Origin of the sequence: Paenarthrobacter sp. NPDC091669, from assembly GCF_044756725.1 — a bacterium.
GTDB lineage: Bacteria > Actinomycetota > Actinomycetes > Actinomycetales > Micrococcaceae > Arthrobacter > Arthrobacter bambusae_C.
This window is the reverse complement of record NZ_JBIVTK010000002.1, coordinates 281,152-305,875: the sequence shown is the minus strand read 5'-3', so window position 1 is coordinate 305,875 and position 24,724 is coordinate 281,152. Positions and strand designations below refer to the sequence as shown.

General features: G+C 64.2%; 18 protein-coding genes. 9 read left to right on the top strand and 9 right to left on the bottom strand.

What is annotated here, in order from left to right:
• Positions 1 to 83 precede the first annotated feature (83 nt).
• From ACIQLI_RS04320 to ACIQLI_RS04305, 4 genes are all read right to left on the bottom strand, one after another.
• On the bottom strand, positions 84 to 2,309 hold the full coding sequence (locus ACIQLI_RS04320) for a DEAD/DEAH box helicase (protein ID WP_400385404.1): 2,226 nt from the start codon (positions 2,307 to 2,309) through the stop codon (positions 84 to 86).
• A gap of 390 nt (positions 2,310 to 2,699) precedes the next feature.
• Positions 2,700 to 3,353, bottom strand: coding sequence for an MOSC domain-containing protein (locus ACIQLI_RS04315; RefSeq protein ID WP_400385402.1), 654 nt, complete (start codon positions 3,351 to 3,353; stop codon positions 2,700 to 2,702).
• Between the two features lie 63 nt (positions 3,354 to 3,416).
• The gene (locus ACIQLI_RS04310; protein WP_400385399.1) at positions 3,417 to 4,091 is read right to left on the bottom strand and encodes a response regulator; all 675 of its coding nucleotides are present in this window, start codon (positions 4,089 to 4,091) and stop codon (positions 3,417 to 3,419) included.
• Entirely contained in the window at positions 4,088 to 5,602 is a 1,515-nt protein-coding gene (locus tag ACIQLI_RS04305; RefSeq protein WP_400385397.1) for an ATP-binding protein, read from the bottom strand. The genes ACIQLI_RS04310 and ACIQLI_RS04305 overlap by 4 nt, the downstream gene beginning before the upstream one ends.
• 152 nt (positions 5,603 to 5,754) lie before the next feature.
• On the opposite strand from ACIQLI_RS04305, the gene ACIQLI_RS04300 reads away from it, so the two are divergent.
• Genes ACIQLI_RS04300 through ACIQLI_RS04290 form a run of 3 tightly spaced genes read left to right on the top strand, consistent with a single transcriptional unit; the run spans position 5,755 to position 9,187 of the window.
• Complete coding sequence (locus tag ACIQLI_RS04300; RefSeq protein ID WP_400385394.1) at positions 5,755 to 6,456, top strand: Tat pathway signal protein; 702 nt, start codon at positions 5,755 to 5,757, stop codon at positions 6,454 to 6,456.
• 2 nt (positions 6,457 to 6,458) lie between these two features.
• Positions 6,459 to 7,664, top strand: coding sequence for a glutathionylspermidine synthase family protein (locus ACIQLI_RS04295; RefSeq protein WP_400385391.1), 1,206 nt, complete (start codon positions 6,459 to 6,461; stop codon positions 7,662 to 7,664).
• On the top strand, positions 7,661 to 9,187 hold the full coding sequence (locus ACIQLI_RS04290) for an APC family permease (RefSeq protein WP_354230387.1): 1,527 nt from the start codon (positions 7,661 to 7,663) through the stop codon (positions 9,185 to 9,187). The genes ACIQLI_RS04295 and ACIQLI_RS04290 overlap by 4 nt, the downstream gene beginning before the upstream one ends.
• Before the next feature lie 14 nt (positions 9,188 to 9,201).
• Here ACIQLI_RS04290 and ACIQLI_RS04285 read toward each other — a convergent pair whose 3' ends face one another.
• On the bottom strand, positions 9,202 to 10,563 hold the full coding sequence (locus ACIQLI_RS04285) for a glycosyltransferase 87 family protein (RefSeq protein ID WP_400385388.1): 1,362 nt from the start codon (positions 10,561 to 10,563) through the stop codon (positions 9,202 to 9,204).
• Positions 10,564 to 10,696: 133 nt separating this feature from the next.
• Here ACIQLI_RS04285 and ACIQLI_RS04280 point away from each other — a divergent pair, with 133 nt between their 5' ends.
• Positions 10,697 to 11,872: an acyl-CoA dehydrogenase family protein gene (locus ACIQLI_RS04280; protein ID WP_400385385.1), complete on the top strand. Its 1,176-nt coding sequence runs from the start codon at positions 10,697 to 10,699 to the stop codon at positions 11,870 to 11,872.
• Here ACIQLI_RS04280 and ACIQLI_RS04275 read toward each other — a convergent pair.
• The gene (locus tag ACIQLI_RS04275; protein ID WP_354230381.1) at positions 11,869 to 12,480 is read right to left on the bottom strand and encodes a TetR/AcrR family transcriptional regulator; all 612 of its coding nucleotides are present in this window, start codon (positions 12,478 to 12,480) and stop codon (positions 11,869 to 11,871) included. The genes ACIQLI_RS04280 and ACIQLI_RS04275 overlap by 4 nt on opposite strands.
• Positions 12,481 to 12,629: 149 nt before the next feature.
• On the opposite strand from ACIQLI_RS04275, the gene ACIQLI_RS04270 reads away from it, so the two are divergent.
• The 4 genes from ACIQLI_RS04270 to ACIQLI_RS04255 are packed head-to-tail and all read left to right on the top strand — an operon-like array spanning position 12,630 to position 18,926.
• Positions 12,630 to 13,964, top strand: a complete 1,335-nt coding sequence (locus ACIQLI_RS04270) for an ABC transporter substrate-binding protein (RefSeq protein ID WP_400385382.1) — start codon at positions 12,630 to 12,632, stop codon at positions 13,962 to 13,964.
• Positions 13,961 to 14,920 carry a carbohydrate ABC transporter permease gene (locus ACIQLI_RS04265; protein WP_400385379.1) on the top strand — a complete coding sequence of 320 codons (960 nt, stop codon included), beginning with the start codon at positions 13,961 to 13,963 and terminating at the stop codon, positions 14,918 to 14,920. The genes ACIQLI_RS04270 and ACIQLI_RS04265 overlap by 4 nt, the downstream gene beginning before the upstream one ends.
• On the top strand, positions 14,917 to 15,831 hold the full coding sequence (locus ACIQLI_RS04260) for a carbohydrate ABC transporter permease (protein WP_354230375.1): 915 nt from the start codon (positions 14,917 to 14,919) through the stop codon (positions 15,829 to 15,831). Before ACIQLI_RS04265 ends, ACIQLI_RS04260 begins: the two co-directional genes overlap by 4 nt.
• Positions 15,831 to 18,926 (top strand): glycoside hydrolase family 2 TIM barrel-domain containing protein, encoded by a 3,096-nt coding sequence (locus tag ACIQLI_RS04255; protein WP_400385376.1) that lies wholly within the window; start codon positions 15,831 to 15,833, stop codon positions 18,924 to 18,926. The genes ACIQLI_RS04260 and ACIQLI_RS04255 overlap by 1 nt, the downstream gene beginning before the upstream one ends.
• A 164-nt stretch (positions 18,927 to 19,090) precedes the next feature.
• Here ACIQLI_RS04255 and ACIQLI_RS04250 read toward each other — a convergent pair whose 3' ends face one another.
• Both ACIQLI_RS04250 and ACIQLI_RS04245 read right to left on the bottom strand, forming a co-directional pair.
• A complete protein-coding gene (locus ACIQLI_RS04250) occupies positions 19,091 to 20,506 on the bottom strand; it encodes an MFS transporter (protein WP_400385373.1) in 1,416 nt (471 codons plus the stop codon).
• Positions 20,503 to 21,033, bottom strand: coding sequence for a winged helix-turn-helix transcriptional regulator (locus ACIQLI_RS04245; RefSeq protein ID WP_400385371.1), 531 nt, complete (start codon positions 21,031 to 21,033; stop codon positions 20,503 to 20,505). Before ACIQLI_RS04245 ends, ACIQLI_RS04250 begins: the two co-directional genes overlap by 4 nt.
• 197 nt (positions 21,034 to 21,230) lie before the next feature.
• Between ACIQLI_RS04245 and ACIQLI_RS04240 the strand changes: the two genes are divergently transcribed.
• Positions 21,231 to 23,369: a phosphocholine-specific phospholipase C gene (locus ACIQLI_RS04240; RefSeq protein WP_400385368.1), complete on the top strand. Its 2,139-nt coding sequence runs from the start codon at positions 21,231 to 21,233 to the stop codon at positions 23,367 to 23,369.
• A 100-nt stretch (positions 23,370 to 23,469) separates the two neighbouring features.
• Here ACIQLI_RS04240 and ACIQLI_RS04235 read toward each other — a convergent pair whose 3' ends face one another.
• Positions 23,470 to 24,723 (bottom strand): glycosyltransferase 87 family protein, encoded by a 1,254-nt coding sequence (locus tag ACIQLI_RS04235; RefSeq protein ID WP_400385366.1) that lies wholly within the window; start codon positions 24,721 to 24,723, stop codon positions 23,470 to 23,472.
• Between the last annotated feature and the right edge of the window lies 1 nt (position 24,724).

The following is a 24,724-nucleotide window of genomic DNA, read 5'->3' as shown; positions in this document are numbered from 1 at the left end:
CCGCAGGGGGCCGGCTCGAAAGCCGACCCCCCGACGGGACCTACTGAGTGTCTAACATGGCGGTGTTTACCACCAGGAAGTGTTTACCACTTGCCCTTGCGGTTGAAATCGCGGTGTCCGCCTTCGCCGCCGCTGCGGGGCTTGCGGGCGCCGTCACCGTGGCCACCGAAACGGGAACCGCTGGCCTGGCCGCGGTCGCGGTCGCCGAAGCTGCCCGCGGTGCGCTCGGAGCGGTCGCTGTAGGAGCGGCCACCACGGTCAGCGGAGGTACGCTCGCCGCCTTCGGACTTGCGGAAGTCCTTCTTGAAGCCGCCGGCACCCTTGAAGTTTCCGCCGCCACGGTTTTCGCGGTCGCCATAGCCACCACGTCCAGCGCCGCCACCACCGGAGTAGCTGCCGCGGTCGCCGCTGGGCTTGCGTCCGTTGTCCAGTTCGAGGTGGATCAGCTCGCCACCGATGCGGGTGCGGGACAGTGCGCGCAGCTGCTCGGGGCTGAGGTCTGCCGGGAGCTCCACCAGGGAGTGGTCCGAGCGGATGTCGATGCCACCGATCTGTGCGGAGGAAATGCCGCCTTCGTTGGCAATGGCGCCGACGATGGAACCCGGCATGACGCGCTGACGGCGTCCGACGGCGATCCGGTAGGTGGCGTTGCCCTCGGTGAGCGTACGGGTGGGGCCACGGGAACCGAAGCCGTCCTTGGAGCGCTCACGCTTCTGGTACTCGGGTGCTGCAGGCAGTTCCTTGACCAGCAACGGCTGTCCACCCTGGGCCATGACGGCCAAGGCTGCAGCGATCTCGGAAGCCGGAACGTTGTGCTCTTCCTCGTAGGAGGAGATGAGGTCACGGAACGCTGCAACATCCTCGGATGCGAGGGTCTCGGTGATGCGCTCGGCGAACTTGCCAAGGCGCAGCGTGTTCACGGTCTCGGCCGTGGGCAGGTGCATCTGCTCCACCGGCTGGCGGGTTGCCTTCTCGATGGAACGCAGCAGGTACTTCTCGCGCGGGGTCATGAACAGGATCGCATCGCCGGAACGGCCTGCACGGCCCGTACGGCCAATGCGGTGCACGTAGGACTCGGTGTCGTGCGGGATGTCGTAGTTGATGACGTGGCTGATGCGCTCGACGTCAAGGCCACGGGCAGCGACGTCGGTGGCCACGAGGATGTCGATGCGGCCTTCCTTCAGTGCGTCGACGGTACGTTCGCGCTGCTGCTGCGGGATGTCGCCGTTGATGGCGGCAGCCTGGAAACCGCGGGACTTCAGCTTGTCGGCCAGGTCCTCGGTAGCCATCTTGGTGCGAACGAAGGCGATCACGCCGTCGAACTCTTCAACCTCGAGGATGCGGGTCAGGGCGTCCAGCTTGTGCGGGCCCATGACCTGGAGGTAACGCTGCTTGGTGTTGGCGCCCGTGGTGGTCTTGGACTTCACCGAGATTTCAGCAGGGTTGTTCAGGTACTGCTTGGACATGCGGCGGATCTGGCCCGGCATGGTGGCTGAGAACAGCGCAACCTGGCGGGTTTCCGGAGTCTGCTGGAAGATCTGCTCAACGTCATCGGCAAAGCCCATGCGCAGCATCTCGTCAGCTTCGTCCAAGACCAGGTACTGGAGTTCGGACAGGTCCAGGGAACCCTTGGCGATGTGGTCGATCACGCGGCCGGGGGTACCCACAACAACCTGGGCACCGCGGCGCAGGCCAGCGAGCTGCGGGCCGTAAGCCGAGCCACCGTAGACCGGGAGGACGGTGAAGTCGTCAATGTGCTTGGCGTAGGAGGTGAAAGCCTCGGCAACCTGGAGGGCCAGTTCACGCGTCGGGGCCAGGACCAGTGCCTGGGTCTTGCGTGAGGGGCCGTTGAGGTCGTGGAGTTCAGCCAGGCGGGACAGGGCGGGAACAGCGAAAGCTGCGGTCTTGCCGGTACCGGTCTGGGCGAGGCCAACGACATCGCGGCCTTCGAGGAGCAGCGGGATGGTGGCTGCCTGGATGGGTGACGGCTTCTCGTAGCCGACATCCTGCAGGGCGGCCAGAACGCGGCCGTCGATGCCAAGATCGACGAAGCGGACGCCTTCTTCTTCCTCTTCTTCTGCCTTGGGGGCAGGAGCTTCGGTTTCTTCTGCCTTGGGGGCAGCAGCTTCGGTGAAGGCAGGAGCTTCGGTGAAGGTGGGGGCTGCAGACTCGGCTGCAGCGTTCTCGACGGGGGCAGCGGCAGCAGCCGGTGCTTCAGCTTCGGCGGGCGCGGTGGTCTCTGCTGCAACAGCGGACTCAGCGGACTCAGTGGTCTGGGCGTCGAAGTTTTCGTTGAGATTTTCGGTCATAGGGTGAAATTCCTCATCCATAGGGCAGTCGGCGCGGCCCGGTTGGGCTTGGCCGCAGTACTCGTCGCGAAAACAGGCAAAGTGCCCTGCTTTCGCAAGAAGTCCGGCGCTATCGCAATCCCATGGCAGGACTTCCCGCTGCATCTCTTGGCTGCTATCCCAGCAGTCTGTACAGCGTTTTCTTTAGCCGGCTCTCCCTATGAAAATGCCCGCACACAATTGCGGGCCCCAACACTTACCAGTCCTGCCTCAAGAATTGGGCAGGATAAAGGGATTTCCGGAGTGGGGGATATTTCAAGTGTAGGGCACGGGGCGGCCTCACCGCGACTTAAGTCTCGATCGAGGGCGGTGAGCTTGTTCACACTCCGCTTCACCGCTGCCCCGGAGCCCTCAGAGGCCGTGGCGGCGGAGGACGTTCTGGAACTTTGAGTGGTACTCGTCCTGGAGCCGGATTTCTCCGTCAGCCTCTGCGTCCAGCAATACCTGAACGATATCCGGCGTCGGCTCGCTGAACCACTGGCCCACCGTGATGCCATGCTTCGGAACGAAGGTGCGGTGAATGTGGTCCCCGGGAGAAATGGTCCCTGTCCTGATGACGCGGAGGTAAGTGCCCACCCGTCCGGCCTGCGTGAACCTTTTCACCCACTGCGGCTCTTCCAGCACCCGTTGGAACGTTGCGCAAGGCACGCGTGGGGACGTCACCTCAACCTCCACGTCAAGGCCAACCTTCCACCGCTCACCAATCACGGCGCCCGTGGTTTCGATCCCGGACACCCGCAGGTTCTCACCAAAGAGACCAGCAGGCACTTCCCGCTGCAGCTCGGCCGCCCAGTAGTCGGCGTCCTCCTGTGAGTACGCGTACAGGGCTTGGTCTTCTCCGCCGTGATCGAGCCGGTTTGCCTGCACGTCCCCGTGAAGCCCAAGTTTATGGACCTTGACCGGACCTTCCACCGCACGTTTGTCCATGGCAGTGACCCCCACGTTGCCGGGATCAGGCAGCAGCTGGTGGACCCGGCAGACGGCAAGGAGGGAGGCTGTGTTCATGGGATCAGTCTACGGACGGTCCGGCGCAGATCTACAGATCTACAGATCTACACATTTACCGATCTAAGGATCAAAGCGGTAGCCCATGCCCGCTTCGGTGTGCAGATGGCGGGGCTCTGCCGGATCCCGCTCCAACTTCCGGCGCAGTTGGGCGATGTACACGCGCAGGTATTGGGTTTCCTTGGCATAGGCCTGCCCCCAGACCTGCGTGAGGATCTGCTGCTGGCTGACCAGCTTCCCCTTATTACGGACCAGCAGCTCCAGGATGTTCCACTCCGTAGGGGTCAGCCTGACCTCAGCTCCGTCCTTCACGATTTTCTTGCCTGCCAGGTCCACCATGAAGTCGGTAGTGGCCAGCGTTGGTTCCTCATGCCCGGTGACCACACGGCGCGAGGCGACCCGAAGCCGCGCAAGCAGCTCATCCAAACCGAAAGGCTTCGTCACGTAGTCGTCCGCACCGGCGTCGAGCGCCTCCACCTTGTCCTCCGACGCGTGCCGGGCAGAGAGCACAATGATGGGCATGCTGCTCCAGCCGCGAATCCGGCGGATGATCTCCACGCCGTCCATGTCCGGCAGCCCGAGGTCCAGCACCACGATCTCCACCGGTTGCTTGGCAACGGCCTGCAGGGCATCGGCGCCGTCGCCTACCGACAACGCCTGGTAGCCATGGGCCTGAAGCGTGATCTGCATGGCGCGGGCAATCCGGGCCTCGTCCTCGACGATGAGTACCAGCGTCATTGCGCGCCACCGGTCCACAGCGGCAAGGTGACCACCATGGTCAAGCCACCACCCGGCGTCGGCTCCGCGGCCAGTCTCCCGCCCATGGCCTCGCAGAACCCCTTGGCCACTGCGAGGCCCAAGCCAATCCCGCCACCGGCGGCGTGTCCGGGCGCCGGTGAATCACCGAAGCGCTGGAACGGCTGGAACATGGTGAGTACTTCCTCCCTGCCCATTCCCCTGCCATGATCCACAATCCGCAATTCGCCGGCAGGCCGGTCCCCCAAGGTGATGCCTGCACCGGCCCGGGCCGTCAGGACCACATCCGATTCCGGTGCGTACTTCACCGCGTTCTCCACGATGTTCGCCACCACACGCTCCAGCATGCCGGCATCGGCCTGCACCGGGGGAAGGTTGGGCGGCAGTTCGTTGCGGAGGTGCTCCGGCGGAAGACCGCGCAGCGCCTGCGGCAGTACCTCAGCCCAGCCGATACCGGTCAGCAGCGGATTGACCGCGTCAGCGGTGATGCGGGACATGTCCAGGAGATTGTCCACCAGATGATCCAGGCGGTCCGCATAGTCCTCGATGGTCTCCAGCAGTTCCCGCTCCACCTCGGGAGGAAAACTCACGTCCTCCTGGCGCAGGCTGCTGACAGCAAGCTTGATACCGGCCAACGGCGTCCTCAGGTCATGCGACACGGCGCGCAGAATGGATGTCCGCATCTTATTGCCCTCGGACAGCCGGACATTGTCCCGCCGGCTCTTCACCAACTGCTGCCGCTCGCGCACGGCCACCACAAAGGCGCCGAAGGCTGCAAGCAGCCGCTGGCGCTGCGGTGTCAAGGGTCCGCCGCGCAGCAGCAGCGTGTACTGGGGATCGACGACGGCGGCATGGTCGGCGGCGGCATGGGTCACCGGCGGATTGGGGCCGGCGCTCGCCAGGACCTGCGATGCGGGAGCCGCTCCGGGCGTGGCTGCCGCCCCCGGGGCAGCGGAGCCCAGCAACGTCACCGCTTCCATGCCGAGGTTGCCACGGACCTTCTCAAGGAAGGTTTCCAGGCTTCCATCCGAACTCAGGATCCGGAGAGCCAGCTCACTCAGGGCAGTGGCTTCCGCTTCGGATCGCGCTGCTTCCTGGGCCCGCCGGCTGGCCAGGCCCACCGCGAGCGCCACACCGCAGGCCACAGCCAGGAACACCACCAAGGTGAAAAGCGTGGTGGGGTCGGCAATGGAAAGCGAGCCCACCGGATCGGCCGAAAAGTAGTTCAGCAGGAAGCTGCCCAAAACCGCGGCCACCACTGCAGGCCACAACCCGCCGATCGCGGCGACCGCAGCCGCCACGGCCAACTGCAGCAGCATGATCATGGCGAAGTTGCGGAAGTTGAGGAACGTCACCAAAAGTTCGACGGCGGGCGGCAGCATGAGTGCCAGTACCAGACCGGTGACCACACGCCCCCGGCCGATGCCTCGAACCGGCGGGAGCCGGAGCAGCACGCCGTCGTCGCCGTTGCTGTAAGTCTCTGGTGCCGCCATGGCTACATCCTTACACGCTTCCCGCGGTGGGGAGTTCTCCCCATTTACCTCCGTCATCCGTGCCTGCACGGCGCGCAAGGACTAGGCTTGCTCTGAGCATTCCGGTCCGGTGTACAGCCGGACACTTCAACGGTCTATCCAGGGGGATATACATGGGCCCGAAAGACAGCCCTGACGCAGCCGGCAACAACGGCAGCAGCAGGGACAACAACAGCGACTTCGGAGCGGGCAACAATCCGCCCAAACCCCCACCGTGGCAGGTGCCCAAGCCGGAACTCCACCCTGAGCTGTTCACTCCTGTTCAGGAGAACCCGCAACAGGACAAACCGACGCGGAAGAGCAGGAAAGCGCCTGCAGGCGCTGCTCCCAGCGCGACCGGAGCTCCTCAACCAGGGCAGCCCCTCCCCGTGGTGGATCCGTTCGCCAAGGAACGCGAACGCGGCGAGGCTGAGGCAGCAAAGAAGAAGAAGCGGTTGCAGCGCCGCACCGTCGTCGTCGGCCTTGGCGTGACCGCACTGTTGGCTGGAACCATTACCGCGATCGTGGCCAGCAACGAGCAGGAGGCTGACTACGCCCAGGTCTGTTTCAATGAGGAAACCGGCGAGCGCGTTGATGACAACGAGTGCAACAACAGCAGCTCGGCCGGCCGAAGCTCCGGTGTCTACGCCTGGTACTTCTACTCCCGCGGCGCCAGCGTGCCTGCTGTGGGGCAAAACCGCACCGCCTACCCGAGCTACACCAAGAACGTCCCAACAGGAGCCAAGTCCTCCACGGGCTACAGCACCAAGGGCGGCACGGTCAGCCGCGGCGGCTTTGGCAGCAGCTCCAAAAGCGGCGGAAGCTCGGGAGGCTAGGCGTGCGTCGACTGCCCTCCGAGCCCAGGCCGGACTGGAAGCAAAAGATCGAAGAACAGGGCCTGGTTTTTTCCACCACCACCATGCCCGATGGCCGCAAAATCGAATATTGGAACGAATCGGCGTACTACGAATTCACCGAGGACGAGGTGGAGACCCTCGAGAAAACCGCGGAAGACATGCACATCATGTGCCTGGAGGCCGCCAAGTACCTGGCAACCGGAGCCATGGGCGATCTCGGCATTGGGCAGCAAGCCCTGGAGCTGGCCGGCGAGTCACTGCTGGCCGCGGATGTGGACGTCTATGGCCGTTTCGACTTCATCTATGACGGCAAGGGCGGCCCGGCCAAGATGCTGGAGTACAACGCCGATACCCCTACCGGGCTGATCGAAGCCTCCGTGGCCCAGTGGTTCTGGCTTCAGGATGTTTTCCCGGAGAAGGACCAGTGGAACGGAATCCATGAAGCCCTGATCCGGCAGTGGAAGAAGCTGCAGTTCCGCACCGGCATGAGCACGCTCCACGTGGCCCATTCCGAAGCGGAGGAATCCGGCGAGGACTGGATGACGGCGGCCTACATGAGGGACGTCGCGAGCCAGGGTGGCTGGACCACCATCGGTATCAACATGTCCGACATCGGCTGGGACCCCAACCTGAACCGGTTCGTGGACCTGGACAACTTCATGATCAGCACCATGTTCAAGCTGTATCCATGGGAGCTGATGATGAAGGAGCCGTTCGGGCAGCGCCTCCTGCAGCGCGCCCACAATCCGCGCTGGGTTGAGCCGGCGTGGAAGATGCTGCTGTCCAACAAAGCACTGCTGGCGGCCTTGTGGCATCTGTACCCCCACCACGAAAACCTGTTGCCGGCCTACCTCGGTGATCCCGGTCCCCTCAAGGAATGGGTGGCCAAACCGCTGCATGGACGCGAAGGCGACAACATCCGCATCCACGCCCCCGGCATTGAGATCCAGCAGCCCGGCGGCTACGGCCGCGAAGGCTGGTGCTTCCAGCAGTACCACTCCCTGCCTGACTTCGATGGCAACCATCCGGTCCTGGGTCTGTGGGTGGTGGATGGCGAATCCGTCGGTTGCGGCATCCGCGAATCCGACGGCCCCATCACTGACTACTTCTGCCGCTTTGTCCCGAATACCATCGACGCCCCGGCGCCCATCGCGCCCCCTGCTACTTCCTACGGAGCTGCACTATGAGCACTGAAACCTCGACGCCGGGTGGCGGCTCAGCGGGCGGCGACCCTGCCGCCGTCGTACCTTCCAAAGGCCTTCACGCCGGGATCCTTGACCTTGGCGACTCCGTCATGCTGGGCTTGGCATCCACCGCGCCCGTCTATTCGCTGGCGGCCACGCTGGGGCTCATTGTTGCGGTCAACGGCAACTACACGCCGCTGATCCTGATCCTCGGCTTCCTCCCGGTCCTGTTCATTGCCTACGCCTTCCGTGAGCTCAACAGCGCCATGCCTGACTGCGGCACCACGTTCTTCTGGGCCCGCAAAGCCTTCGGCCCGTGGGCCGGCTGGCTGGGCGGCTGGGGCGTGGCCCTTGCCGGAATCGTGGTTTTGGCCAACCTGGCGCAGATTGCCGGCAAGTACCTCTGGCTCCTGATCGGTGATGGTTCCCTGGCCGATAACACGTGGCTGGTGACGGCCACCGGCGTGCTGTTCATCGTGTTCATGACGTACGTGAACCACCGCGGCATCCGGCTGGGCGAGCACGTCCAGCGCACCCTGACCTATATCCAGTACATCTCGCTGGGGATCTTCGCGGTGGCCATTGTCTTCCGCATCGCCGGCGGAGCGCCTGAAGGACAGGCCTTCGACTTCGAATGGTTCAACCCGGCCGGCGCATTCGCCGACCCCGGCGCTGTAGTCCATGGCGTACTGCTGGCGTTGTTCATCTACTGGGGCTGGGACACGTGCCTGGCCCTCAATGAGGAAACCGAAAACCCTGCCAAGACCCCCGGCCGTGGCGCCGTCATCTCAGCCTCCGTGCTGGTTGCCATCTACGTTTCCGTTGCACTGCTGGTGATGATGTACGCCACGATCGGTACCGACGGCATCGGCCTGGGTAACGAAGCCAACCAGGATGACGTTTTCCTGGCCATGAAGGACGTAGTGCTGGGTCCCTGGGGCTGGCTGATCATCGTAGCTGTCCTGGCGTCCGTCCTGTCCTCCACGCAGACCACCATCCTGCCCACCGCGCGCGGAACACTGTCCATGGGCGTTCACGGCGCGCTCCCCGCCCGGTTCGGCAAGGTCCACGAGCGCTTCATGACCCCGGGCTTCTCCACACAGGTCATGGGTGCGGTGGCCGTGGTGTACTACGTCGCCATGAGTTTCCTCAGCGAGAACCTGCTGTCCGATTCCATCAGCGCCATCAGCTTGTTCATCGCGTTCTACTACGCCCTGACCGGGTTCTCCTGTGTGTGGTTCTTCCGCTCTACGCTCAAGGATTCTGCCCGCAACCTATGGTTCCGCGGCATCCTGCCGTTGCTCGGTGCGCTGTCCCTGACGGCGGCGTTCTTCATCTCGGCCGTGCAGATGTGGGACCCTGCGTACGGGGACACACAGATCTTCGGCATCGGCGGGGCGTTCGTGAGCGGCGTGCTGCTGCTGGCTCTGGGCGTTGTGCTGGCCATCGTGTGCCGGTTCGCACCGTCCACCCGCGGCTACTTCACCGGCGAGCGGGCCGAGGCCGGGGTGGTACGCGGCGAGTAGGGCCCGGGAGGAGCTTAGGCTTGCCGTTGCCTTGCGGCCCACTGACGCAGGCGGGTCGGCACATCCGGAATGTCCTCAATCCGGACTGAATGGCGCCGGAGGGCAACGAGCCAGCAGACGAGGATGGCCACGGCACAGAAAACGCCTGCACTGGACGCCATGATCCAGAGACCGGGCGTCTGGACATTCAAGTCAGGCGAACCCAGGGCGGTGCCGATGGTCTTGGGCGAGAAAAAGAACACCAGTGTTGAAACAGCCAGCAGGGCACTCATCACTACCCGTTGGGCCTTGTAACGTGCCGGTGTTTCCTTGATGGTCCAGGCGAACGCCGGCAGGATGACGGTCATCCAGACCCAGTGGTGGGACCACGAAACCGGGCTGATGAGCAGCATGGCAAGTGCCGTCGTCGAAAGGGCAATGACGCGTGCGCCTTGGGCGCTGGCCTCCCTGACAAGCAGAGCCGCCAGGACGACGGTGGCCAGGCTCAATGCGATCCAGGGCAGGGTGACGGCGTCGTGCGGGACGCCGAAGTGCAGGAGGGCGCCCTTGAGGGAGAGGTTGTCCACATAGCCGGCGCCGCCGATCCTGGACGTATCTGGAAGGATCTCCAGCCAGAACTGAAGGGATTCCGCGGGCCGAAGCAACCAGCCAAGCAGCACCGTGCCGGCAAAGCCGATGGACATGTTCGCCAGCCCACGCCAGTCCTTGCGCATCAGGAAGTACAGGCCAAACACCAAAGGCGTCAGCTTGATGCCAGCGGCAACACCCACCAGGAAGCCCGTGCCCCGGAAGCCCCGCCGCTTGGACAGACCACCCAGGAGGTCGATGACCATCAGGCCCATGAGGATGATGTTGATCTGCCCGAACGCCAGCGTTTCGCGCCACGGCCCCAGGAACAGCACGGCAAGGAACAACGCAGCCGCTATCCAGCAGTTCCTGGTGGAGGACAGCGCACTCCGAAGATCCGGCTTCGATGACCAGTACCGGACGATCGTGACAGACACCCAGGCCGCCAGGGCAACGCCTGCAACGTTGAACAGCATGAGCGCCGACAATTGTGGCAGCCGCGCCAGTAAACCAAAGACGAGGGCCGCAAACGGCGGGTACGTAAACGGGAGCTGCGGCCCACCGGCTGAAGCGACAGTGGGGCCGTACAAGTCCGACGGCGACGTGCCGGACTGGTTCAGGATGCTTCCGCCAAACCAGTAGACGCTGAAGTCCAGGCCTTGCTTGGCCCAGTCGGCGAGCATCATCCATACCGGAACCGCCACCACGGCCAGCGGCAGCAGGCGAAGGAACACTGTGGATGCTTGTACCGGCGTGCGCGGTGGTATGGCCTCCGCCTTGGCCCTTAAATCGACGTCAGGCAGTGCCATGCAAAATCCCCCAAGTTAACCAAAAGCGCAACGGGGGAAGTGTGCGACCCCCGCCTCCATACTACTGAAGGGGATTCGCATGACCGGCGGCACGCAATGGTTGCCGGGCTGGTCGGCACCCTAGGATGCTGGAATGAGCGATTCAACGACGAACACCTCCGACGTCCTGGCCCTCGATTCCCTGCTGACGGTGGACGAGCTGGCTCTCCGCGAGAAGGTCCGTGATTTCACGGCCCAGCGCATCCGTCCGAAGATCGCACAATGGTACGAGGACGCTCATTTCCCGCGGGAGATCGTTCCTGAGTTGGGCGAGCTCGGGGTTCTGGGGATGCATCTTGAGGGGTACGGCTGTCCCGGCAGGTCCGCCGTCGAGTATGGCTTGGCAGCCATGGAACTGGAGGCCGGAGACTCCGGGATCCGCACGTTCGTCTCGGTGCAGGGTTCCCTCGCCATGACGGCGATTCACCGCTGGGGCTCCGAGGCGCAGAAGGAGCAGTGGCTTCCGCGGATGGCGGCCGGCGAGCTGATCGGATGCTTCGCGCTGACGGAACCCAGCGCGGGTTCGGATCCATCCTCCATGACCACGTTCGCCCGTGAAACCGCCGATGGCTGGGTCCTGGATGGCGCCAAGCGCTGGATTGGACTCGCATCCATTGCGGACATCATGGTGGTGTGGGCCAACACTGAGGATGGAATCCGGGGCTTCCTTGTTCCCACCGGAACATCCGGAGTAACCGCGACGCCGATCGAGCCGAAGCTCTCCATGCGCGCCTCAGTTCAGTGCGATGTAACGTTCGACGACGTGCGGCTGGGTCCGGAGGCCATCCTCCCGGGTGCCGCTGGACTTCGCGGACCGTTCACTTGCCTCAACGAGGCCCGTTATGGCATCGCCTGGGGTGCCATGGGAGCTGCGCGCGACTCGTACGAAGCTGCGCTGGAGTACGCGGGCACCAGGCTCCAGTTCGGCCGCCCCCTGGCCGGTTACCAATTGACGCAGGAGAAGCTGGTGAACATGCTGGTGGAGATCCAGAAGGGCACCATGCTTGCCCTCCACCTGGGCCGTTTGAAGGACGCCGGCCATCTTGCGCCCCAGCAGATTTCCCTGGGCAAGCTGAACAACGTCCGCGAGGCCATCAAGATCGCCCGGGAGGCCCGCACCATCCTGGGCGGGAACGGCGTCACCCTGGACTATTCACCCCTGCGGCATGCCAACAACCTTGAATCCGTGCGGACCTACGAGGGCACGGATGAGGTTCACACCCTGATCCTGGGCCAGCACATCACGGGCATCGGGGCCTTCCGCGGCTAGGGCTCTGGGAGGACCACCAGGTTGAAGTAGCCGCGCAGGCCCTTCACCACGTCCACCTCGTCGGGGGCCAGCAGCCACTGCGTCTGCAGGCCGTCCCACAGGGCAACCAGGGACATGGCCGCTTCATCAGGATCAACTCCGGGCCGGAGCCTGCCCTGGGCGGCCAGCTCGGCAAAGCGCAGCGCGTAGCTCTTCCGCAGGCGCTCAAAGCGCTCGGTGAAGTAGACCCGCCCGGGGTGGGAATCGGTCACCGACTCTGCGCACAATACGATGTACAGCTCAACCACGCCCGGAATGTTCTCGTTGAAGAGCGCCGTCCGGATCACCGAATCGACCAGGCCTTCTTCCATGTCGTCTGGAAAGGCATCGCCGGTGATTTCGTCGCGCCGTTCCAGGACTGCCATCAGGAGATCGCGTTTGGACGGGAAATAGTGCAGCAGGCTGGTTTGGCTCAGTCCCACCCGGTCAGCAACATCCTGCAGCGATCCGCCACGGTACCCGTGGGCAGCAAACACCTCGTGGGCAGCATCCAGAATGGTCCGGCGCCGTTCTTCGGATTTCGCGTAGGGGCCCCGCCTCGCTGCGCGGCCCACGTCCTTTGTGGTCATGGCTAGCCAGTGTACATGCGCGTTACAGCCTTCAAATGAAATTCGAGTGGTTACTCGAATTTTCTGTTACCGTGGTCACACTTGCCTCGGCGGGACCCACAAATCCCAGAGCGCGGCATCGTCAACCTGACACGAAGAGGTGAAGGCTTATGACCCGATTCACGCGAAGACAACTCCTGGGCGCTGGCCTGGGAACAGCAGCCATGGGGCTGCTGACCGGGTGCGCAACTCCTGGAATGCAGTCCGTCAACGCTGCCCCCACCATTCCCGCCGCCGGTGAGCCAGTGCGGCTCACCTATTGGGCTTGGCTGAAGGACTTCCAGAACGTTGCGGACGTCTGGAATGCTGCCCACCCCACCGTCCAGGTGGACGTGGTGTGGATCCCGGGCGGCAACTCCGGCGGATACCAAAAGCTCTACTCGGCCTTGGCAGCAGGAGGCGGGCCGGACCTGGCACAAGTTGAATTCCGGTCCATTCCGGAATTCATGCTGGTGAATGGACTGGTGGACCTCTCGCGCTACGGCGCCAACGATCACGCCCACCTGTACGATCCCACCCTGTGGAAGCAGGTCAGCTACACCGGAGGCATCTACGGTATCCCCCAGGACGCGGGCCCCATGGGCATCTTCTACCAGCCGGCCGTTCTGGACAAAGTAGGTGGCAGCATCCCGAAAACCTGGGACGAGTGGGCTGAGCTGGCCGCCGAACTCCGCTCCGTGGACAGCTACCTGGACTGCTTCCCCATCAGTGACGCCTCTCCGTTTGCCTCTTTCGCCGGCCAGGCCGGTGCCCAGTGGCTGCGCCCGGAGGAGGATGGCTGGGTCATCAACATGACCGACGACGCCACGCTCAACACCGCGCGTTTCTTCGACAAAGCGATCGACGACGACCTCGTCACCACCGCGTACGGCGCCTTCTCCCCGGGCTGGTTCGCGGCTGCCGGCAAGGGCGGGATTGCCTCGACCATCACCGGCAGCTGGGGTGATGCCCTGGTTCAGGGTGTCAGCGGTTCCGAAGGAAAATGGCGCGCGGCGCCAATGCCCACGTGGGGTGACACAGGCTTCGGCTCAAGCTACCTCGGCGGTTCCACGGCTGCCGTCCTGGCCAACAGCAAGCACCCTCAGGAAGCACTCGAGTTCGCGGTGTGGCTGACCACGTCCACAGAGGGTATCGACGCCCAGATCAAGCACAGTGGCATCGGATGGTCACCCAACCCTGACTTCATTGGCACGGCCCGCCAACAGCCGTCGGCGTTCTTCGGCGGCCAGCGATACAACCAGGAAGTCTTCGTCCCGGCCACCCAACAGCAGAACCCGGACTGGTCCTGGTGGCCGGTGACCCAGCAGTCCTTCAACATCCTCAGCGACGGTTTCCGCAAGAAAGCCTTCGGGACGTCGCTGGTGGATTCCCTCGCCGCTTCGGAGCAGCAGATCATCACCGTTTTCAAGAACAAGGGCCTCACCATCCGGAAGGAAACGGCATGACGACCATCCGCACCGAACCCACAGTGCAGCGTCCCGCCGCCCCAAGCCGGTCCGGCAAACAGGCCAGCAAGCGGAACGGCGCTGCCGCACGCGCCCCCTGGCTGCTGCTTGCACCATTCCTGGCTCTTTTCGTCCTCACCTTCCTGCTGCCCATAGTGGTGGCCATCATGTCCAGCTTCACCAAAGTGACCCGCAGCGGACTGTTCGGTGAGGCAGGCGTGAGGAGTGAGTTCGCCGGTTTCAGCAACTACGCCCAGGCCTTGGCCGACGGCAGCTTCGTTGCGTCCATCGGCAGGATGCTGCTGTTCGGCGTCGTCCAAGTGCCCGTCATGATCGTCCTGTGCACGGTATTGGCCCTCATGCTCGAATCAGCCTCGGCAAAGTGGCCGGGCTTCTTCCGCGCCGCCTACTTCCTGCCCTATGGCGTTCCCGGCGTGATCGCCACCATCCTCTGGTCCTTCTTGTATGTCCCCGGACTGAGCCCCTTGTTCGACGCCGCGAAGATCGTGGGCCTCACCCCCGACTTCCTCGGCGCCAACAGCGTGCTCTGGTCCATCGCGAACATCGTGACGTGGAGCTACACGGGCTACAACATGCTGATCATCGTGGCGCAGCTCAAAGCCATCCCGGTGGAACTCTATGAGGCAGCGAAGGTGGACGGTGCTTCCACCTGGCGCGTGGCCCGGAGCATCCAACTGCCCTTGATTCGTCCGGCCCTCATGCTCACCACGGTGTTCTCCATCATCGGAACCCTGCAGCTCTTTGCCGAAGCACAGGTCCTCAAGACCGTCGCCCCCGCCATCGACAGCCAGTACACCCCCAACCTCAGCGCCTATACGACGGCCTTCGCGTACAACGACTACAACGTCGCCGCAGCCCAGTCGGTCATCATCGCCGTGGCCGCGTTCGCCCTTTCCTTCGCCTTCCTCGCACTGACGAACAGGAAGTCCTCATGACCGCCACAGCAACCAAACAACCCACCGCCCCCGTCCGCAGCACCCCATCCGCGGGTCCGGACCGCTCAGCCGGACGACGGCGGTCGTCCACCATCATTGTCACCGCCCTTTTGGTGGTGGTGGCCCTGTACTTCCTGATTCCCGTGTACTGGGTTGTCGTGGCCTCCACCAAGTCAACGGCCGATCTCTTCTCCACCAACGGATTCTGGTTCGCCCCAACGTTCTCCCTGTGGGAAAACATCGGCCGTGTGCTCAGCTACGACAACGGCATTTTTGGCCGGTGGTTCCTGAACTCCGCGATCTACGCCGGCGTCGGAGCCCTGCTGGCCACGTACTTTGCCGCGGCCGGGGGCTATGCCTTGGCCAAGTACCAGTTCCGTGGCCGGAACCTGGTGTTCGGCACCATCCTGGGCGGCGTGCTGGTTCCCGGCACGGCCACTGCCCTGCCGCTCTTCCTGCTGTTCAGCCAGATGGGCCTGGCGAACACCTACTGGAGCGTACTGCTGCCATCGCTGGTCTCCCCGTTCGGCCTGTTCCTTTGCAGGATCTATGCCCAGGCCACAGTGGACACCTCGCTGATCGAGGCCGCCAGGATCGACGGTGCCGGTGAGCTCCGGATCTTCCACACCATCGGCCTGAAGGTACTGACGCCGGCTCTGGTCACCGTGTTCCTGTTCCAGTTGGTAGGCATTTGGAACAACTACTTCCTGCCGCTGGTCATGTTGTCCGACTCGGAGCTCTACCCCATCACGCTCGGCCTGAACAACTGGCTGAGCCAGGTGGACCGTCTGCCCGAATTCTACGAACTGACCACCGGTGGAGTACTGCTCTCCATCATTCCGCTCAGCATTGCCATGGTTGTCCTGCAGCGTTTCTGGCGCGGCGGGCTGACAGAAGGAGCCGTTAAGTAATGACCCCCTCACCCGACGTCAACTACATCACCGACACCGGCCCCGGTACCGGCAAGAGAGTCCCGGCCCGGTCCTGGCTGCACACCGACGCCCCCACGCTGTCCCTTAACGGCCAGTGGCGGTTCCGGCTTCTCCCTGGCGCTCCCGGCACGCCGGGTGGACGTGGAGTCCTTCCTCCCGGGGAGGACACCGAAGGTATTGCTGATGAAGCGTTGAACGATTCCGGCTGGGACACCATCCCGGTTCCAGCCCACTGGGTCTTGGAGGGTGAGGGCAGCTACGGGCGCCCCATCTACACCAACGTCCAGTTTCCCTTCCCTGCCAATGCGCCGCACGTCCCGGATGAGAACCCGACGGGCGACTACCGCCGTACGTTCGAGGTCCCGGCAACGTGGGACGGCGCAGGGAAGACGGTACTGAGGTTCGACGGCGTCGAGTCCCGCTACAAGGTGTGGCTCAACGGCGTCGAAATCGGCGTTGGGACGGGCAGCCGGCTGGCACAGGAATTTGAGGTGACCGAAGCACTCCGCCCTGGACGCAATGTGCTGGCTGTCCGCGTCCATCAATGGTCGGCCTCGAGCTATGTGGAGGACCAGGACCAGTGGTGGATGCCGGGCATTTTCCGCGATGTCAGCATCCAGGCCCGTCCTCGGAAGGGCATCGACGACGTCTGGTTGCGGACGTCCTATACCGCGGGCTCAGGCGTCATTGACCCGGAAATCACCGCAGACAACTCCGCCTACCCGGTTCGGCTGACAGTTCCGGAACTTGACGTCGACGTCGTCTGGGACTCCCCCGCCGACGTCGCCCCGGTGGCTATCACCGCCGTCGAACCCTGGTCCGCAGAGGTTCCGCGCCTGTACAACGCAACGGTGAAAAGCGAAGGCGAGACCATCTCGCTGCGCCTGGGTTTCCGTACCGTGGAGATCAAGGGTGACCAGTTCCTGGTGAACGGCCGGCGCGTGGTGTTCCACGGAGTCAACCGGCACGAGACGCACCCGGACCGCGGCAGGGTCTTCGATGAGGACTTCGCCAGGGCCGATCTTGCCCTGATGAAGCAGTTCAACGTGAACGCGATCCGGACCAGCCACTACCCGCCGCACCCGCGCTTGCTGGACATCGCGGACGAGATGGGTTTCTGGGTGATCCTCGAATGCGATCTGGAGACCCACGGCTTTGAACGGCACGGCTGGGTGGGCAATCCCAGCGACGATCCCGCGTGGCGTGAAGCCTATGTGGACCGGATGGAACGCACGGTGGAACGGGACAAGAACCACCCCTCAATCGTCATGTGGTCCCTCGGCAACGAGTCCGGCACGGGCTCCAACCTGGCGGCAATGTCGGCGTGGACCCATGCCCGGGACAGCAGCAGGCCCGTCCACTACGAAGGCGACTACACCGGCGCTTACACGGACGTCTACTCGCGGATGTACTCCTCGGTTCCCGAAACTGAAGCGATTGGCCGCGACGATTCCGGCTCGCTCCTGCTGGGCTGCTCCGCGGCGGAGTCCGCCCGGCAGCGGAGCAAACCGTTCATCCTGTGCGAGTACGTGCACGCGATGGGCAACGGTCCGGGCGCGATCGACCAGTATGAGGACCTGGTGGACCGTTTCCCCCGGCTGCATGGCGGCTTCGTCTGGGAATGGCGGGATCACGGCATCCGTACCACCAGCGCCGAGGGCACGGAGTTCTTCGCCTATGGCGGCGACTTCGGCGAGGTTGTGCACGACGCCAACTTCGTGATGGACGGCATGGTGCTTTCCGACTCCACGCCCAGCCCTGGCCTCTTCGAGTACAAGCAGATTGTCTCTCCCCTGCGCTTGGGCTTCTCCACGGAAGCGTCCGACGGCGGCACGCGCCGTTACGTCTCCATCACCAATCTGCGGCACACAGCGGACGCGTCCGACGTCGTGCTGCGTTGGCGCACCGAGCTGGATGGCGTCCTTGCTGATTCCGGTGAGCTGGACATCCTCACTCCGGCCGGCGGGCAGCTCGCTGGTGGGGACACTGCACGCCTCGCCCTGCCGGAGCCCGCATCCGTGGGAACCGGTGAGCACTGGCTGACGGCGGAGGTTGTCCTCCGCAAGGACACCTCGTGGGCTGAGGCCGGCCATGTGATCTCTGCAGCACAGCTCGATCTGACCCAAGCCCGTCCCCTCCTGGGCGCCCCGCGCCCTGCGGCATCCTCCGCACGTGCGGCTGACGTTGCCACGGGAACACTTTCGTTGGGCCCTGCCACGTTTGAGGACGGCCGCCTGGTATCCCTTGCCGGATTGCCGGTCTCCGGTCCGCGGCTGGAGTTGTGGCGTGCGCCCACGGACAACGACTCCGGTGCGGGCCGTGGCAGCTACGACCACGCCGATCCTTGGCTCAACAACGGCAACGGCACCCCTGCCCCCTCCATGGAAGCGGTGTGGCGCGCTGCTGGCTTGGACCGGCTCACCGCCCGGGTGGAGAAGGTTTCTGCCGACGATTCCGGGGTTGTGGTCCGGACCCGTTACGCCGCTGCAGATGCTGCCCAGTGGGTTTCCGTAGAGGAAAACTGGCAGCTTTCCGGTGGCGGACTGTTCCTGCGCGTGGACATTGTTCCGAGCACTGGCTGGGACATCATCTGGCCAAGGGTGGGTGTCCGATTCGACCTTCCCGGCTCCGTGGACCAGGCGTCGTGGTTCGGTGCCGGTCCACGGGAATCCTACCCGGACAGCATGCACGCCACGCTGGTGGGACGGTACGAGGCAGGCATCGATGACCTCACGGTGACGTACGCCAAGCCGCAGGAATCGGGACACCGCAGCGCTGTCCGCTCGCTTGACCTGCAGCAGGCCGGGCGTCCCTGGCTGACGCTCGATGCCGCCCCGGACTCCCGTGGCCGCTTGCCTGGGTTTACTCTCTCCCGGCATACAGCGCAGGAGATCTCCGCAGCTGGCCACCCGCACGAGTTGCCGGCAAGCAAGGGCAGCTTCCTGTACCTTGACGCCGCCCAGCACGGCCTCGGGTCCAGGGCGTGCGGACCGGACGTTTGGCCGGAGTACGCTTTGCGCCCCGAAGCCCGGACCCTGACATTCCGGATCGCTGACGCCGGCCGGCCGAGCTAAGCGAAGCGCGTTGTGTGGCCCGCTCTGCGTCTTTCCCGGTCGGGATGGCGCGCAGAGCGGGCCCCACAACAGGCTCAACCCCACGTTGTGGGGCCTGTTTTGCGTGCTTGGTTGAGGAAATAGAACGCAGAGCGGGCCCTGCAACGTCACAGGCAACGGCGCTCTCAGGCAACGGGCACGGGCTCTTTCTTCACGGCGTCCTTCCGGATGGTGGCACTGATGACTGCGGCCACGGTGCACATGGCAGCTGCACCCAGCCAGGCGTAGTTGTAGTGACCGGTGGCATCACGGATGAACCCGGCCAGCAGTGCTGCCACTGCGGCCCCGAGCTGGTGGGCAGCGAACACCCAGCCGAAGACCACGGAACCGTCGGCCCCGAAGACTGAGCGGCAGATGGCTGCGGTGGGAGGCACGGTGGCAACCCAGTCGAGCCCGTAGACCACCACGAAAATGATCATGCTCGGCTCCACGGTGGAGCCCAGCAGCAACGGCAGCACCAACAACCCGATTCCCCGGAATTGGTAATACACCGCCAGCAGGACCTTGGGGTTGAAACGGTCGGTCAGCCAGCCGGAAGCAATGGTCCCCACGATGTCGAAAATCCCGACGACGGCCAGCAAGCCAGCCGCTGTGGTCTCGGGCATGCCGTGATCATGCGCCGACGGAATGAAGTGCGTGCCGATCAGTCCATTGGTGGTTGCTCCACAGATCGCGAAGCCCGCCGCCAAAGCCCAGAAGGTGCGGACTTTGCTGGCCCGTTTGAGGACCTGCAAGGCGCGGACAGCCGCGTTGGCGGAATCCTTCGTCGCCGTACCGGTCGACGCAACCCCAGCGACAGGCTTGCTGTCCGGCGTCGTGGTTGATCCGGCGTCGGCTGCTTGAGTGTCAGCTGCGTGCGCACGAGGCTCCCGCGCCACGGCTTTCTCGGCGCCGTACGGCAGGACCCCGACGTCGGCGGGTGAGTTCCGCAGCCAGCGCAGCACCAGCGGGACCACTGCGAGCGCACCGGCGGCGATGAGGAGTGACGCCCCGCGCCACCCCGGGTTCTGGGCGAGGGCGGCGATGAAGGGAAGGAACACCAGCTGCCCGGCGGCACTTCCGGCGGTCAGTATCCCGATCACCAGCCCACGGCTCTTGGCGAACCAGGTGTTGGCGATGGTGGCCGCGAATACGAGGGCCATGGAGCCTGTGCCGAGGCCGATCAGCAAACCCCAGGTCAGCAGGATCTGCCATGACTGGTTCACGAACACGGTGAGGGCCGAGCCCAGGCCGATGAGGCACAGCGCAAGTGACGTGACCTTGCGGATACCGAAGCGTTCCATGAGCGCTGCCGCGAACGGCGCCGTCAGGCCAAACAGGACCAGGTTGATGCTGACGGCAAGCGACAACACCGTGGTTGACCAGCCGAACTCCTCCTGTAACGGAACCATGAGCACACCGGGCGCCGCACGGAAGCCTGCTGCCCCCACCAACGCCAGGAATGCCACCGCTGCCACGATCCAGGCGGGGTGGAGCCGTCGGCCCTTGCTGGTGGGAGCACCCGCCGTTTTGGCCTGAACTGTTTTTTCGGGCGGGGTCATGCGGGGATCTCCGTTTCAGGGGAAGAAGATATGCGGGTTGCCGGCGCGACAGCCAGTGGCACCGGATGCTCGCTGCGCGTAAAGCTGTGCCAGCTGGTGTTGGCTGCGGTCAGCGGCGTGCCGCAGTGAGTGCAGGTATCGGCTGAAGATGTTGCCTGACCGCAGTCCGTGTGGACCACCTTCATGTGGGACACCTCAGTAGGTGCGTCCAGGTTCTTCTCGGCCCAAATGATAATGGCGTTCAAGACAGGCAGTGCGTCCTCGCCACTGGCGGTGAGGACGTATTCCTGCCGGGTCCGGACGCCGTCGTGATAGGGGCGCCGGGCCAGCAGACCCGATTTAACCAGCCAGCCAAGCCGTTTGCTCAGGACGTTGTCCGCAACTTCCAAGCGTTGCTTGATGGCCTCGTACCGGCCATTGCCGAAGAAGATCTCGCGGAGGACCAGGCTTCCCCAAGGGTCACCGAGGACATCGAGCCCGCGGGCCAGGCTGCAGGTGCGGGCGGACCAGTCGGAGCGAAGAGGCATGGGGCCAAATTAGCTGACTTTTCTCAAGAAAGCTACGTCGCATTGCCTCATTGGTCCCGGCACCCACCAATCCGGCCACTCGGCCCTGGCATGTGATGTGCGCGACACACCCCGCCGGTTTGCCTCTGTTTCACCCGAGGTTCACCCGGGCTGCTTAGGCTTACCCGGTCACCTCTGACCACGAAAGGCACCCCTGAATGTCCTCGAATTCCCCTGAAATGGTTAATCGTTCAACCGAAGCACAAGGGTTCTCCCGCCGCGGCTTCCTCGGCACGGCAGCTGCAGCGACGGCGCTTGCGGCCACCGGGTCCCTCCTGCCGCCCTCGGTTCAGGCGGCCATGGCCAAGCCGGTCCCACCAGGCAGCCTGCAGTCCATCAAGCACGTCATTGTGCTCATGCAGGAAAACCGCTCCTTCGATCACTACTTTGGATCACTGCGTGGGGTCCGCGGCTACGGAGACAAAGCCGTCAGCCGCCTGCGAAACGGCAAGTCCATGTTCGAGCAGCCGCGTGCCACGGGCGAAACCGTGCTGCCATTCTCCCTGCGCAAAGCAGCCGAACTTGCCGGAAGGCCTGGCACGGATATCCAGTACCTGGGCGATCTGGACCACTCGTTCAACGGCACCACCACGGCGTGGAACAACGGCTGGTGCGATCAGTGGATTCCCGCCAAGAGCGCGTCCACCATGACGTTCTACGAGCGCCAGGACATTCCATTGCAATACGAGCTCGCGGATACCTTCACCATCTGCGACGCCTACCACTGCTCCGTCAACGGCTCCACCAACCCCAACCGGAACTACCTCTGGAGCGGCACCACGGGCAGCGAGCCGGCCAGCACCAAGCGTGCCGTCACCAACGCAGCCTACGGTTATGACCACGGCGGTTATGACTGGACCACCTACCCTGAACGCCTCGAGCAGCACGGCGTCTCGTGGAAGATCTACCAGGACTGGGACAATTTCACGGACAACGCCGTGGAATACTTCCAGACGTTCAAGGCGATTGGCCGCAAGATGCTCGCCAAGGTAGATGGAAACCTTCGCACCACCGAGGAGTTCTACGACAAGCTTCACGGTAAAGCCCCGGCCGAACAGGACCGGCTCCTCGCACAATTGGAGCAGGGCCGCGCCGCCCTCACCGATGCCGAGCGGGCACTGTTCGACAAAGCCATGTGGCGTGGCCGTCCCGACACCCTCCTGGAACGCCTCAGCGCAGACATCACCAGTGGAACCTTGCCACAGGTCAGCTGGCTGGTGCCGTCCGCAGCCGATTCCGAGCACCCTGGCGCTTCCACACCGGTGGGCAGCGCGAACTTTGTCTATCGCCTGCTGGATACCGTGGCCAGCAACCCGGAAACGTGGGACAGCACCGCGATTTTCCTGAACTTCGACGAGAACGATGGCTACTTTGACCACGTCCCGCCGCCCGTCCAGCCGCGTCCGGCGTCGGGCGAGTCCACAGATTGGACCACCGCCAGGCCCATCGGACTTGGACCCCGCGTACCCATGACGGTGGTTTCACCCTGGACCGTGGGCGGCTACGTCAGTTCGGAAGTCTTCGACCACACCTCCGTGCTGCGCTTCCTGGAACGCTGGACCGGCGTTGAAGAACCGAACATCTCGCCGTGGCGCCGCGAGGTCTGCGGTGACCTGACCGGCGTCTTCAACTTCACCTCCCCGGGCACGCCGCCCGTCCTTGACCACCCGGGCGCAGTGCCGGCCAAGGTCAGCCGCTGGCGCCCGAATCCCCCGGCCGTGCAGGTGACCCCGATCCAGGAAAATGGCAGCCGTCCGGCCCGCCCGCTCCCCTACCGTCCTCAAGTCTCAGGTAACGTCCAGTCCGCTGCGCTGACGCTGACGCTGACGAACACGGGAAGCCGGTCCACCCACTTCACCGTGTACGGCTACGCCGGCGAGGTCACCGAGCCCCATCACGTGGACGTGCTCGGAACCCGGAAGGTGGACTTCCCCGTCAGCTCCGGCACTTTTGACGTCGTCGTCACCGGCCCCAACCGCTACCAGTACGAACTGAAAGGCACGACGACGGGTGCCGCGTCCGGCGTCGACGTCACCGTGACAGGGCGCCGCGGAAGGAAGGCTGTGGAACTGGAGCTGAGCAACAACGGCAAGGCAACAGTGACCGTGAAGCTGGAGTCCCTGCAGTACGCGGAGAACAACCAGACCGTGAAGCTGAAGGCCGGGCACACCAGGAAGATTGGCTGGGACACCCTGGAAGGTTGGTACGACTTCCAGCTCACCTCGGCCGATGATGAGTCGTTCAGGAGGCGCCTGACCGGGCGTGAGGAGGACGGCCGGGAGGGTATTTCGGGCTAGGCGCTTAAGGAGATCCGGCCCTTGTTCGCCCCACCCACCGTATTGCGGTGAGGAGGGCGAACAAGGGCCGGATTCGTCGGTTACTGCAGGGGTACGCGGGCTAATTCCGGGTCCGCGAGGGATGGTACGCCAGCGCCCAGTAGACCAACATGGCGATACCGCACACCACGCCAAGGCTGGAAATCATGAGCTGCCACTGGGTCTGCGGGTCCTTGCCCCACTCGGCGGCGCCGGCCCACACTGCCAAGTTCTTGGGAGTCATGAAGAAGGCGACGGTGGAACAGGCTGCGATCACCCATCCGGCGGTGCGCATCCGGCCGGAACGTGAAGGTACCCGGTGCATGGCGAAGGCCATGCTGGGGAGCGCGACGGCGACCCACACCCAGTGATGGGACCAGGAGACAGGGCTGATCAAGAGCATCAGGATGGCAGTTGCCGATACTGCAACGAAGTTCTCGTCAGCGTCCACGGCCCACTTGATAATGAGCCCTGCAAGGACCACCAGCCCCAGAGACAGGACCAGCCACGCCACATTGGTGAGGGAAGAGTCCGGCATGCCGAAGTGCAGCAGGAGTCCCTTGACGGAGAGGTTGTCGACGTACGCCGGTCCGCCAATTCGGCCGGTGTCGGGCAGGATCTTCGTCCAGAAGTCCACAGAGGCCTGCGGCAGCACCGCCCAGGCTAACGCAATGGATCCGAAGAAGCCCGCAGCCATCCAACCCAGTGCTTTGAAGTCGCGGCGCACCAGGAAGTACAAACCAAACGCCAGCGGGGTGAGCTTCACTCCCGCGGCCAGGCCAATCAGGAGGCCGGCGGGCCACCGGATTTCCCCTGCGCGGACTTTCCCATACAGGGCGAAGTCAGCCAGGATGACGCCCATCAGGATGATGTTGATCTGCCCGAAGACGAAGGTATCCCGCCAAGGCCCCAGCAAGAGGATGGCGCCTGCTCCCACCAAGGCCGTGGTCCGGAAACGGTAGTCGGCAAACGCTGAGCGCCAGCCCGTCAAGCCGAAGTAGTGCCTTGCCAGCCAAGCAGCCACCACTCCCGCACCCAGCAAGGCAGCGAGGATGAACACCAGGCTGCTGGCGAAGAAGCCCATGGCCGCCAGACCCGTAAAGAGGAGCGCGGCGAACGGCGGGTAGGTAAACGGCAGGCCTTCCCGGACAGCGTAGAGATCGCCGCCTTCCAGGACTTTGCCACCGCCGTAGAAGTAGACCTCAAAGTCGTTCAGCGCCGGCTCGTAGTCCGTGTAGAGGAACCACACCGCCACGGCGAGAGTCAGCGCACCCGCCACGGTGAGGATCCAGCCCCGCTGCGTGGTGGGAGCCGCCGTGTGTGAAGGAGAAGCCACA

Bases quoted from the DNA above. Each gene is read 5' to 3' on its own strand.
- ACIQLI_RS04320 (WP_400385404.1), bottom strand. From the start codon at position 2,309: ATGACCGAAAATCTCAACGAAAACTTCGACGCCCAGACCACTGAGTCC.
- ACIQLI_RS04315 (WP_400385402.1), bottom strand. From the start codon at position 3,353: ATGAACACAGCCTCCCTCCTTGCCGTCTGCCGGGTCCACCAGCTGCTG.
- ACIQLI_RS04310 (WP_400385399.1), bottom strand. From the start codon at position 4,091: ATGACGCTGGTACTCATCGTCGAGGACGAGGCCCGGATTGCCCGCGCC.
- ACIQLI_RS04305 (WP_400385397.1), bottom strand. From the start codon at position 5,602: ATGGCGGCACCAGAGACTTACAGCAACGGCGACGACGGCGTGCTGCTC.
- ACIQLI_RS04300 (WP_400385394.1), top strand. From the start codon at position 5,755: ATGGGCCCGAAAGACAGCCCTGACGCAGCCGGCAACAACGGCAGCAGC.
- ACIQLI_RS04290 (WP_354230387.1), top strand. From the start codon at position 7,661: ATGAGCACTGAAACCTCGACGCCGGGTGGCGGCTCAGCGGGCGGCGAC.
- ACIQLI_RS04285 (WP_400385388.1), bottom strand. From the start codon at position 10,563: ATGGCACTGCCTGACGTCGATTTAAGGGCCAAGGCGGAGGCCATACCA.
- ACIQLI_RS04280 (WP_400385385.1), top strand. From the start codon at position 10,697: ATGAGCGATTCAACGACGAACACCTCCGACGTCCTGGCCCTCGATTCC.
- ACIQLI_RS04275 (WP_354230381.1), bottom strand. From the start codon at position 12,480: ATGACCACAAAGGACGTGGGCCGCGCAGCGAGGCGGGGCCCCTACGCG.
- ACIQLI_RS04270 (WP_400385382.1), top strand. From the start codon at position 12,630: ATGACCCGATTCACGCGAAGACAACTCCTGGGCGCTGGCCTGGGAACA.
- ACIQLI_RS04265 (WP_400385379.1), top strand. From the start codon at position 13,961: ATGACGACCATCCGCACCGAACCCACAGTGCAGCGTCCCGCCGCCCCA.
- ACIQLI_RS04260 (WP_354230375.1), top strand. From the start codon at position 14,917: ATGACCGCCACAGCAACCAAACAACCCACCGCCCCCGTCCGCAGCACC.
- ACIQLI_RS04255 (WP_400385376.1), top strand. From the start codon at position 15,831: ATGACCCCCTCACCCGACGTCAACTACATCACCGACACCGGCCCCGGT.
- ACIQLI_RS04250 (WP_400385373.1), bottom strand. From the start codon at position 20,506: ATGACCCCGCCCGAAAAAACAGTTCAGGCCAAAACGGCGGGTGCTCCC.
- ACIQLI_RS04245 (WP_400385371.1), bottom strand. From the start codon at position 21,033: ATGCCTCTTCGCTCCGACTGGTCCGCCCGCACCTGCAGCCTGGCCCGC.
- ACIQLI_RS04240 (WP_400385368.1), top strand. From the start codon at position 21,231: ATGTCCTCGAATTCCCCTGAAATGGTTAATCGTTCAACCGAAGCACAA.